This window comes from Delftia sp. DLF01, assembly GCF_014852125.1.
Taxonomy (GTDB): Bacteria; Pseudomonadota; Gammaproteobacteria; order Burkholderiales; family Burkholderiaceae_C; genus Comamonas; species Comamonas acidovorans.
In genome coordinates this window covers 1-11,218 of the sequence record NZ_JACVAZ010000002.1, presented here as the reverse complement: position 1 = coordinate 11,218, position 11,218 = coordinate 1, and the positions used below count along the sequence as shown (strand labels likewise).

The following is an 11,218-nucleotide window of genomic DNA, read 5'->3' as shown; positions in this document are numbered from 1 at the left end:
TCCTGGAGAAGTCGGTGGGAGCGGGGCCGGGGTTACTGAACCGGCTTCTCGTAGTGCGTCGTCATCGCGTAGCTGCCGTTGAGATAGGCAACGCGCTTGATGATCTCGGCCACGCCCTGCAGGAACATGGCGCCAAAGCCCAGGGGTAGCAGCAGGCCGGCGGGCCAGCGGATCAGACCGCCGATGTTTCCGGACATCTCCTTGGTCACGAACATGTTCCAGAAGAAGGGCCAGGTCAGCCAGGTGAGCAGGCCCATCACCGGCAGCAGGAAGAAGATCAGGCCGAACAGGTCCACGAAGACCGGCCCCTTGCCGCGCAGCTTGCCGTAGATGATGTCCACGCGCACATGCTCGTTGAGCTTGAGCACCAGCGGCGCGCCCAGCATCACCGTGGTGCCGAACAGGTACCACTGGATCTCCAGCCAGGCGTTGGAGCTCATGTCCAGCCCGTAGCGCGTGACCGCATTGCCTGCGGAGATCAGTGCGGCAGCGAGCACGGCCCAGCCCGCGACCTTGCTGAGTTTGGTGGATACCCAGTCCATGCCCATGGCGAATTTGAGGAGTCCTGACACGCTTGCTCTCCTTGTATGAACAAAAAAATAGGCCCGCTGGGGCCGATGGCTAGATGGAGAGGCTTGCGCCCGCGGGAGCGGTGGAACGTGCCGGGCGTGCCGGTGCCTGGCTTGCGCCGTGGGACTGGGGTGTTGTGCATAGAGCCTGCATGGTGTCTCCAAAGGATAGGCTGTGGGGTCCTTCAAGCGGCGGCCTGTAGGCCTGTGCGCTGCGCTCTTGTCGGCGCCTGGACCGGAAAGCCTGGATTTTACGAAGACCCGCCAGGGTTCGCGGCCGTATCCACCCCCTAAGAAATCGGTAGGAACCCCAGTACACCGGCCTTCAGGGCGGTGAAACCGGCTTGCGGGCCCCCAGTTTGCGGTACAGCGTGGCGCGGCTGATGCCCAGCGCGCGGGCGGCCCGGGTCACATTGCCCTGGGCGTCCTGCAGGGCCTGCTCGATCAGCACGCCCTCGCTGGCGCGCAGCGGGCTGGGCTGGGCGGCGGCGGCCAGCGCTGCCGTGCCCAGCGCAGGCAGCAGCTGGCGCAGCTGGGGGCCGGGCTGCACCAGGGCCTGCAGCCGCAGGCCCGACCACAGCGGCAGGCGCAGCGGCTCGTTGGGGCGCTGGCGCGCATGGTCCACCAGCGCCGTCCAGGGCATGGCCAGCAGTTCGCTGCAGTGCAGTGGCTGGCCCGGCAGCGACAGCGGCTGGGGCACGAGCTGGCGGGCCAGGGTATTGCTGCCCGCCACATGCCCTTCGGCGTCCACGGCCAGCAGGCCTTCGCCCTCCTGGCCCAGCGGCCCGCCGGGCCAGTTCAGGTGCAGCAGCAGGGCATGGGGCAGGGCGCGCAGCAGGCGGTCCTCGATGGCGCGGGCGCAGCGCAGCGCCAGGTGCATGAGTTCGGGCCGCTCCGGCACATCCACGCCCGTGATGTCCAGCATGCCCAGGCAGCGGCCGTCCGGGCCGGACAGCGGCGCACCCGCGCAGCTGTAGTGGCGGTTGGCCTCGAAGAAATGCTCGGCCCGGTGCAGCCAGACGGGGCTGTGCTCGGCCAGGGCCGCGCCAATGGCCGTGGTGCCCACGCCCTGCTCGGACAGGTCCACGCCCACGCGGGCGATGGCCTGCACGCGGATGTCGCTGCGCTCCAGCGGCCCCTGCACCTCCAGCACCGTGCCGCGTGCATCGGTCAGCAGGCTGAAGTAGTGCATGGCGCCCACGGCGCCCACCAGTTGGGCCATCACGGGGCGCGCGGCCTGCAGCAGCACCTCATGGCCATCACGGGTCTGGCGCAGCGCATGCGGCCCCAATGCTTCGTAGACCACGCGCTCGTCCGGGCGGCGGCCTGCCGCCAGGCAGCGCTGCCAGGAGCGCCACAGCCAGGGTGCGATGCCGGGCGGTGAACCGGCCAGCGCCTGATCGCCGAAAACCAGGCTGCGGGCCCGGGCGACCTGCTGGTGGCGCGGATCGGCGGGGCAGGGCTGCGCGGCGTCGGGGCTCAGGGAGAACATGGGACGGGAACTCCTGTGGCTGGCTGGCAAGGGATTGCGAACGGGCTGGCAGGCGGGTGCAGAAGCGGGGCGCAGAAGCGGGCGCAGGCGAAGACCCGGCCGCTGATGACGGAGGCTGCGCAGGCAACTGTGTCATTTTGAGAATATCCGCGCCGCCCGGCCCGGGCTTGCGGGTCAACCCTAGAACGGGCGCCTGCGGGCAGGGCGACCATGGCAGGCGAGGTTCCCGGCGTTCCCCCACGTTCCAGATCACCGCCGATCACAGGCAGGAGACAGCACGATGAATGTCCAGCTCACCGTCAACGGGCGCGCGCAGCGCATCGACGTTCCGCCCAACACCTTGCTCGTGCATGCGCTGCGCGAGCACCTGCGCCTGACCGGCACGCATGTGGGCTGCGACACCAGCCAGTGCGGGGCCTGCACCGTCATCGTCGACGGCCACGCCGTCAAGTCCTGCGCCATGCTGGCCGTGCAGGCTGAGGGCTGCGAGGTGCGCACCATCGAAGGGCTGGCGGATATCGACGGCGGCCTGCACCCCATGCAGGCCGCCTTCAAGGAGTGCCACGGCCTGCAATGCGGCTTTTGCACGCCAGGCATGGTCATGAGCGCCGTGGACCTGTGCCAGCGCCAGCCGTGCGCGGGCGATCGCGAGATCCGCGAGGCGCTGGAGGGCAATCTGTGCCGCTGCACGGGCTACCAGAACATCGTGGCCGCCGTGAAAAAGGGCAGCCAGGCCATGGCAGGGCCTGCGGCCTGAGCGCCGCAGGTCACCACAAGGAGACAGCCATGGGTGCATCCGACTTTTCCAAGCTCCCCCACATCGGCGAGCCCGTCAAGCGCAAGGAGGACTACCGCTTCCTCACGGGCGCGGGCCAGTACACCGACGACATCGCGCTGGCCGCCCAGGCCCATGCGGTGTTCGTGCGCTCGCCGCACGCGCATGCGCGTGTGCGCTCCGTTTCCACCGATGCGGCCAAGGCCGCGCCCGGCGTCATCGGCGTGCTCACGGGCGCCGACGTGGCGGCCGACAAGATCAACGGCCTGCCCTGCGGCTGGCTGATCACCAGCACCAACGGCGAGCCCATGAAGGAGCCGCCGCATCCCATCCTGGCGCTGGACACCGTGCGCTACGTGGGCGACCAGGTCGCCATGGTCGTGGCCGAGACGCTTGAGCAGGCGCGCGACGCGGCCGAGCTGGTGGAGGTGGACTACGACCCGCTGCCCGCCGTGGTGCTGGTGGCCGACGCGGCGGCCGGCAGCGTGCCCGGCGCGGTGGTGCATGACATCGCCCCCGACAACCACTGCTACAAATGGGCCATCGGCGACAAGGCCGCCGTGGATGCCGTGTTCGCCGGTGCCGCCCACGTCGCCCAGCTGGACCTGGTCAACAACCGGCTGATCCCCAATGCCATGGAGCCGCGCGCGGCCATCGGCAGCTACAGCCGCGCCAATGACGAGTACACGCTGTACGTGGCCAACCAGAACCCGCACGTCGAGCGGCTGCTGATGACGGCCTTCGTCATGGGCCTGCCCGAGCACAAGGTGCGCGTGATCGCGCCCGACGTGGGCGGCGGCTTCGGCTCCAAGATCTTCCTGTATGCCGAGGATGTCTGCCTGACCTGGGGTGCGCGAAAGCTCAACCGCAACATCAAGTGGACGGCCGACCGCAGCGAGTCCTTCCTCACCGACGCGCATGGCCGCGACCACGTCAGCCATGCCGAGATGGCCATGGACGCCAGCGGCAAGTTCCTGGCCATGCGCGTGCACACGGATGCCAACCTGGGCGCCTACCTGAGCACCTTCGCCAGCGCCGTGCCCACCATCCTCTATGCCACCTTGCTGGCGGGCCAGTACGCCACGCCCCAGGTCTATGTGGAGGTCGATGCCTGGTTCACCCACACCGCACCCGTCGATGCCTACCGGGGCGCGGGCCGGCCCGAGGCCACCTACCTGCTGGAGCGCCTGGTCAGCCGCTGCGCCTGGCAGCTGAACCTGTCGCAGGCCGAGATCCGGCGGCGCAACTTCGTCACCAGCTTCCCCTACCAGACGCCCGTGGCCCTGCAGTACGACGTGGGCGACTATGGCGCCTGCATGGACAAGGCCGAGGCCCTGGCCGACGTGGCCGGCTTTGCCGCGCGCCGTGCCGACAGCGAGGCGCGGGGCCTCAGGCGCGGCCTGGGCTACAGCAGCTACATCGAAGCCTGCGGCCTGGCGCCCAGCAACATCGCGGGCGCCCTGGGCGCGCGGGCCGGCCTGTTCGAATGCGGCGAGGTGCGCGTGCACCCCACGGGCAGCGTCACCGTGTTCACGGGCTCGCACAGCCACGGCCAGGGGCACGAGACCACCTTTGCCCAGGTGGTGGCCGCGCGCCTGGGAATACCCGTGGAGAACGTGGACATCGTCCACGGCGACACGGGCCGCGTGCCCTTCGGCATGGGCACTTACGGATCGCGCTCCATCAGCGTGGGCGGCGCGGCCATCATGAAGGCGCTGGACAAGATCGAGGCCAAGGCCAAGAAGATCGCGGCCCACCTGATGGAGGCCAGCGACGCCGACATCGACTTCGCGGGCGGCGAGTTCACGGTGCGTGGCACGGACAAGAAAATCCCCTTCGCCCAGATCGCGCTCACCGCCTATGTGCCGCACAACTATCCGCTGGACAAGCTGGAGCCCGGCCTCAACGAAACCGCCTTCTACGACCCCACCAACTTCACCTTTCCCGCAGGCACCTACATCTGCGAGGTCGAGGTGGACCCGGCCACGGGCGTGGTGCGCGTGGACCGCTTCAGCGCCGTGGACGACTTCGGCACCATCATCAATCCCATGATCGTCGAGGGCCAGGTGCACGGCGGCGTGGCCCAGGGCATAGGCCAGGCGCTGCTGGAAAACTGCGTCTACGACCGCGAGACCGGCCAGCTGCTCACCGGCAGCTTCATGGACTACGCCATGCCGCGCGCCGACGACTTCCCCGAATTCAAGCTCGGCACCGTCTGCACGCCCTGCACGCACAACCCGCTGGGCACCAAGGGCTGCGGCGAGGCGGGGGCCATCGGCTCGCCGCCCGCCGTCATCAATGCCGTGCTTGACGCACTGCATCCCCTGGGTGTCAGGGACCTGGACATGCCGGCCAGCCCGCACCGTGTCTGGTCGGCCATCGACGCCGCAGCCACCTCCTGAGGAGAGCGCCATGTACGCATTCACCTATGAAGCCCCGGGCACCACGGCCGACGCTGCCGCGCTGGCCGCGCAGGGAGGCCAGTACCTGGCCGGCGGCCAGAGCCTGCTGCCATCGATGCGCCTGCGCCTGGCGCGGCCCGAACAGATCGTGGACCTGAACCGCGTCCAGGGCCTGGCCGGCATCGCCGTCAACGGCCAGACCGTGGAAATCCGCGCCATGACGCGCCATGCCGACGTGGCCGCCAACCCGCAGGTCCAGGCCGCCATCCCGGCCCTGGCCGAGCTGGCAGGCGGCATCGGCGACCGCCAGGTGCGCGCGCGCGGCACCATCGGCGGCTCGCTGGCCAACAACGACCCCGCTGCCTGCTACCCCAGCGCCGTGCTGGGCCTGGGCGCCACCGTCGTCACCGACCGGCGCGAGATCGCGGCCGACGACTTCTTCCAGGGCATGTACACCACGGCGCTGGGCAGCGGCGAGCTGATCACGGCCGTGCGCTTTCCCGTGCCGAGGAAGGCCGCCTACCTCAAGTTCAAGCAGCCCGCCTCGCGCTTCGCCCTGGTGGGCGTCTTCGTCGCCCAGACCGACAGCGGCGTGCGCGTGGCCATCACGGGCGCCGGGCTCAGCGTGTTCCGCCATGCGGGGCTGGAGGCCGCGCTCAACCAGAGCTTCACGCCCGACGCGGCCGCCCAGGTGCTGATCGACCATGCCGACCTCAACAGCGACCTGCATGCCAGCGCGCGCTACCGGGCGCAGTTGATCAGCGTGCAGGCGCAGCGTGCGGTATCGCAGATGCTGGGGTGACACGGCGGATGCCTTCCGAGCAAGCCATTGCCTCCATAGACGCCCTGGTCGCCGCGCTGCAGGCCGAAGGCTATTTCGCCGACCGGCGCCTGGCCACGGCCGTCTTCCTGGCCCTGCGGCTGCAGCGGCCGTTGCTGCTGGAGGGCGAGCCCGGCGTTGGCAAGACCGCGCTGGCCCAGGCGCTGGCACGCGTGCTGGCGCGCCGCCTGATCCGGCTGCAGTGCTATGACGGCATGGAGCAGCGCGAGGCGCTGTATGAATGGAACTACGCGGCCCAGCTGCTGCACCTGCGCGCGGCCGAGCTGGCCTCGACGCAGCCCGCGGCCGCACCGCAGCAGGACCGACTGCAGCGCGCCGAGCAGGAGGTGTACCAGGAGCGCTATCTGGTAAGCCGCCCGCTGCTGCAGGCCCTGCAGCAGCCCGAGCCCGGCGCCGTGCTGCTGATCGACGAGATCGACCGCGCCGACGAGCCCTTCGAGGCCTTCCTGCTCGAATACCTGGGCGAGTACCAGGTCAGCATTCCCGAGCTGGGCACGGTGGCGGCGCGCGTGCCGCCCGTGACCGTGCTCACCAGCAACCGTACGCGCGACCTGCACGACGCCGTCAAGCGCCGCTGCCTCTACCACTGGCTGGACTATCCCGGGCGCGAGCGCGAGCTGGCCATCGTGCGCGCCCTGGTGCCCGGGGCCGGGCAGGCCCTGACCGCCCAGGTGGCGAGCTTCGTGGGACGGCTTCGCAGCCAGCCCTTTGCCGACGCCTTCCAGCGGGTGCCCGGCATTGCCGAAAGCGTGGAATGGGCCAAGGCCCTGGTGGCGCTGGACACCCTGGTGGTCGATCCCGAAGTCGTGCACGACACGGCCGGCATCCTCTTCAAGCAGCGCGAGGACGTGGCCGCGCTCACGCCCGAGCGGCTGCAGCAACTGCTGGCGCCGGAGCCCGCGCCGTGACGGCTGGTGCAGCCGGTGCCGCCGGTGCCGCCGGTGCCGCCGATGGGGGCGAGCGCACCAGCTGGCTGGGCGATGCGCGCAGCGGCAAGCTCGCCGGCAACTTGGTCGGCTTTGCGCGTGCGCTGCGCCGCGCGGGCGTGCCCGTGGATGGCGGGCGCATGGCGCTGGCCCAGCAGGCCCTGTCCCTTGTCGGCCTGGCGCGCGAGGACATGGCCGCAGCGCTGGAGGCCGTATTTGTGAGCAACGCCCAGGACCGCGCCGTGTTCCGCGAACTGTTCGACGCCTACTTCCGCAATCCCGACGTGGCCCGGCAACTGCTGGCCCAGTTGCTGCCGCAGGCGCCCCGGCCGTCCGCGCCGCGCCACCGCCCGCGCGTGCAGGAAGCCCTGTCGCCCCGCCAGGCAGGCGAGGGTAGGGCCGCCGTCGATGAAGAGCTGAAGCTGGACGCCGCCATGACGGCCAGCGAGCGCCACCGCCTGCGCCATGCCGACTTCAACCAGCTCAGCGCCAGCGAATACCTGCTGGTGCAGCGCCTGGCCAGGGACATTGCCCTTCCCTTGCCCCGCTACCGCAGCCGCCGCACGCGCACCGGCCAGCGCGGCGCGGTGCCCGACTGGGCTGCCAGCCTGCGTGCGGCATCGCACCATGGCGGCGAAATGCTGCAGCTGCTGCGGCGCGAACGCCGGCGCCTGCCGCTGCCCTGGCTGGCCCTGGTCGATGTCTCGGGCTCCATGGAGCGCTATGCGCGGCTGTTGCTGGCCTTTCTGCACGCGGCCACCGGCACGCAGCGCCATGCGGGCCTGCGCCGCCAGGTCTTCAGCTTCGGCACCGAGCTGCGCGACCTGGGCCCGGCCTTTGCCCAGGCCGATACCGACGCCATGCTCGAGCGCGCCAACGCCGCCATTGCCGACTTTGGCGGCGGCACCCGCCTGGGCAGCAGCCTGGGCGAACTGCGCCGCCTGCATGCGCGCCACCGGGTTTCATGCCTGGTGGGCCGGCGCACCCTGGTGCTCATCATCAGTGACGGCCTGGACACCGGCGATGCCGCCGAGCTGGACCGCGAACTGGCCTGGCTGCGCCGCCACAGCGCGCGGCTGCTGTGGCTCAACCCGCTGCTGCGCTTTGACGGGTATGCCCCACTGGCCCAGGGGGCGGCCGTGCTGCATCGTCATGCCCATGCCATGCTTGCGGTACACAACCTGGAATCGCTGCAGCAGCTGGCCGGTCACCTGGCGCGGCTGCTGGCGGCGCCAGGCCGCTGAGCCGCTTGCGGCCACCCCCATCGCAGAAAGGAATTGCCATGGAAATGCAAGCCAGCCGTTCCCTTGCCGTCAGCCAGCAGCAGGCCTGGGAGGCGCTCAACGATCCAGAAACGCTCAAGGCCTGCCTGGCCGGCTGCGACCGCTTCGAACCCTTGGGCGATGACCAGTACGCCGTGGGCATGGCGGTCAAGGTGGGGCCGGTATCGGCCAAGTTCAGCGGCAAGGTCACGCTGTCCGACATCACGCCGCCCGAGCGCTACCGCATCGCCTTTGAAGGCCAGGGCGGCGTGGCCGGCTTCGGCAAGGGCGAGGCCGACGTCACCCTCACCCCCGAGCCCGCTGACGCCGCAGGCCAGCCGCGTTGCCTGCTCAGCTACAGCGTGCGGGCCCAGGTCGGCGGCAAGATCGCCCAGCTGGGCCAGCGGCTGATCGACGGCGCCGCCCGCAACATGGCCGACGACTTCTTCGCGCGCTTCGACACGCTGATGCAGCAGCGCCACCCGCGCGCGCCGGCAGCGCCTGCCGATGCAGGCGACACCGCCGACCTGTCCCACCTGCCTGCCGGCCTGGCCGATGAAACCGGTCACATCGAGCCCACCGTGGACGCCCAGGCCTGGGAGCACGACGCCGCAGCCGGCGTGGCCACGCCGCTGGATGCCGCACCGGCCACCGAGGCCGAGGAACGCTCGCGCCGCGCCATCCCGCTGTGGTGCTGGGGGCTGGCCATCGTCGTCGTTTTGGGCGCCGGCTGGCTGCTCTCGCGGTACTGAGTCCTTGCGCCGACCCACGGCTTTTTCCACCCACCCTGAACGATGCGCGCTGGCGCAGCACAATAGCCGCCGAAAAACGCCAGGCGCCCAGCTGCACAGGCAAGCCAGGTGCCGGCGTGGAGATTTGCAATGGAAAACCTGGATGTTCATGTTCTGCGCCACCTCGCGCAATGGCGCGCTCAGGGCGAGCGCGCGCTGCTGGCCACGGTGGTGCGTACCTGGGGCTCGTCGCCCCGGCCCATCGGCTCCATCATGGCGCTGGGGGCTTCGGGCGCCGTGGTCGGCTCCGTGTCCGGCGGCTGCATCGAGGACGACCTGATCGCCCGCTACAGCCACGCCTCGGACGCCGACGCCCTGCGCGACGGCGCGCCCCGGCTGCTGCGCTACGGCGTCAGCGCCGACGAGGCCCACCGCTTCGGCCTGCCCTGCGGCGGCACGCTGGAGCTGCTGCTCGAATTCAATCCCGACGCTGCTGCGCTGCAGCAACTCGTCCAATGGCTGGACGAAGGCCGCATGGTGCGGCGCACCGTGGACAAGGCCACCGGCCAGGTCGCCCAGCAGGTCAGCGATGCGCCCGAGCCGCTGGTGCATGACGGACAGCAGGTCGCCAACAGCTTCGGGCCCGAGTACCGCATGCTGCTCATCGGCGCAGGCCAGCTGTCCGAATACCTGGCCACCATGGCGCTGTTCAACGGCTTTGCGGTCACCGTCTGCGACCCGCGCGAGGAATACAGCCGCCACTGGAGCGTGGCCGGCGTGCAGCTGTCGCGCGAGATGCCCGACGACCTCGTGCGCACCATGCGCGCCGATGCGCGCACCTGCATCATCGGCCTCACGCACGACCCCAAGCTCGACGACCTGGCCCTCATGGAAGCCCTGGAATCCCCGGCCTTCTACGTCGGCGCCATCGGCTCGCGCCGCAACACCGCGCTGCGCCTGCAGCGCCTGAGCGAGCACTTCGGCCTGGGCGACGCGCAACTGGCGCGCCTGCGCGGCCCCATCGGCCTGTACATAGGCAGCAAGACGCCTCCCGAAATCGCCGTCAGCATCATGGCCGAGGTCCTGGCCGCCAAGAACGGCGTGGCCCTGCCGCGCGGCATGACCGTGGAAGAAGGCAAGCTCGCCGCAGCCCAGCCCCCGCAGCCGCTGGAGGATGACGGGCCCGAGGGCATCACGCCGCTGGTGTGCGGGGTGGGTTAGACCACCGCATGGAAGGCCTTGTTGGCAATCTTCCAGCCCGCTTCCGTCTTGAGCAGCACGAAGTAGTCGATGAAGGTGATGGCACCGTGCACCAGGGTGATCTTGGCGCTGGCCGCCGTACCGCCGATGTCGATGGCGTCGATGCTGCGGCGGCGCGTGGCCTCGTCGGCGGCGGGCTGGCCCTTGAAGCGGGCGCAATAGGTGTCGATGTCCCAGGAGGTCAGCGGGCCTTCTCGCACGCTTTCGATGCGGGCGGTGGGCATGAAGGCGGCGCGCATGTGGGCGCTGTTGTCCTCGGCATGGCCGCGCATGTACAGCTCCAGCGGCAAGCGCACGGCGGCTTCTTCGGGGTGGTCGGTCAGGCGTGGGTTGGCAGTCGTCATGGTGTTCTCCTGGGACGGATGGATGGCGGCCTGCGCTTGCAGGCCGGCGGCCGCGCATCGTAGCCACAAGCGCGGGGGGCAGTCCAACCGGGGGCGAGGCGCGGCCCGCGCCGGGGTGCGGTGCAATGCCTTGTTTTCAATGGACTTTTCGGCCGATGCGCCCGGCATTGGCCGTGCCTGGGTCAACAGTGTTTTGAGCGCCATGCCCTGTCTGAGACCCTGCCGACGGGTGCTCGACCTGTTCCGAAAACGACCATGTCAGAGCGGGTAAAGCCGGGGTAAAGCGGGGGTAATGCCTGCGTAAAACGGCGATCTGCCTCGTTTTGGAGAGCATGGGACTGGCTACCATAGCCGCATCCGCCGCCGTTCCCTGTTCCGGGGCCGGACCCACGGTTTCCTCCCACGACTTCCCGCAGTGACCATGAAACGCCTGTCAAGCAGCCCCTTTGTTGCAGATGCCCACGGCGTACGCCAGCGCGGCCGGGTACGGCCCGCCCTGATGTGGGGCGTGGTGGCACTGGCCCTGGTGGCGGGGGGCGGGCTGTGGTGGTGGAACAAGCGGGCGCCGGCGCAGGGCGAGCAGGCCTCGGCCGGTGCGCCCGGCCCGGGTGGCGGG

At 70.2% G+C, this 11,218-nt stretch carries 10 protein-coding genes and 1 pseudogene; 8 read left to right on the top strand and 3 right to left on the bottom strand.

Features of this window, described 5'->3' with window-relative positions; all coding sequences use genetic code 11:
- Positions 1-32: 32 nt before the first annotated feature.
- On the bottom strand, positions 33-572 hold the full coding sequence (locus IB269_RS08430; RefSeq protein ID WP_013803617.1) for a TRAP transporter small permease subunit: 540 nt from the start codon (positions 570-572) through the stop codon (positions 33-35).
- Between the two features lie 322 nt (positions 573-894).
- Positions 895-2,061 (bottom strand): helix-turn-helix domain-containing protein, encoded by a 1,167-nt coding sequence (locus IB269_RS08425; RefSeq protein WP_192366942.1) that lies wholly within the window; start codon positions 2,059-2,061, stop codon positions 895-897.
- A gap of 280 nt (positions 2,062-2,341) precedes the next feature.
- Between IB269_RS08425 and IB269_RS08420 the strand changes: the two genes are divergently transcribed.
- From IB269_RS08420 to IB269_RS08390, 7 genes are all read left to right on the top strand, one after another.
- Positions 2,342-2,818, top strand: coding sequence for a (2Fe-2S)-binding protein (locus IB269_RS08420; RefSeq protein WP_013803615.1), 477 nt, complete (start codon positions 2,342-2,344; stop codon positions 2,816-2,818).
- 29 nt (positions 2,819-2,847) lie between these two features.
- Complete coding sequence (locus tag IB269_RS08415) at positions 2,848-5,238, top strand: xanthine dehydrogenase family protein molybdopterin-binding subunit (RefSeq protein WP_192366941.1); 2,391 nt, start codon at positions 2,848-2,850, stop codon at positions 5,236-5,238.
- Between the two features lie 10 nt (positions 5,239-5,248).
- Positions 5,249-6,040: an FAD binding domain-containing protein gene (locus IB269_RS08410; RefSeq protein WP_192366940.1), complete on the top strand. Its 792-nt coding sequence runs from the start codon at positions 5,249-5,251 to the stop codon at positions 6,038-6,040.
- Positions 6,041-6,048: 8 nt separating this feature from the next.
- Positions 6,049-6,987 carry an AAA family ATPase gene (locus IB269_RS08405; RefSeq protein WP_192366939.1) on the top strand — a complete coding sequence of 313 codons (939 nt, stop codon included), beginning with the start codon at positions 6,049-6,051 and terminating at the stop codon, positions 6,985-6,987.
- Complete coding sequence (locus IB269_RS08400; RefSeq protein WP_192366938.1) at positions 6,984-8,249, top strand: vWA domain-containing protein; 1,266 nt, start codon at positions 6,984-6,986, stop codon at positions 8,247-8,249. Before IB269_RS08405 ends, IB269_RS08400 begins: the two co-directional genes overlap by 4 nt.
- A gap of 38 nt (positions 8,250-8,287) precedes the next feature.
- Positions 8,288-9,019, top strand: a complete 732-nt coding sequence (locus IB269_RS08395; RefSeq protein ID WP_192366937.1) for a CoxG family protein — start codon at positions 8,288-8,290, stop codon at positions 9,017-9,019.
- Positions 9,020-9,148: 129 nt separating this feature from the next.
- Positions 9,149-10,219, top strand: a complete 1,071-nt coding sequence (locus IB269_RS08390) for an XdhC family protein (RefSeq protein ID WP_063326869.1) — start codon at positions 9,149-9,151, stop codon at positions 10,217-10,219.
- Here the strand turns inward: IB269_RS08390 and IB269_RS08385 are convergent.
- Positions 10,216-10,602, bottom strand: a complete 387-nt coding sequence (locus IB269_RS08385) for a nuclear transport factor 2 family protein (protein ID WP_192366936.1) — start codon at positions 10,600-10,602, stop codon at positions 10,216-10,218. The genes IB269_RS08390 and IB269_RS08385 overlap by 4 nt on opposite strands.
- Before the next feature lie 421 nt (positions 10,603-11,023).
- On the opposite strand from IB269_RS08385, the pseudogene IB269_RS08380 reads away from it, so the two are divergent.
- A pseudogene (locus IB269_RS08380) lies at positions 11,024-11,218 on the top strand (efflux transporter periplasmic adaptor subunit); the annotation flags it as partial.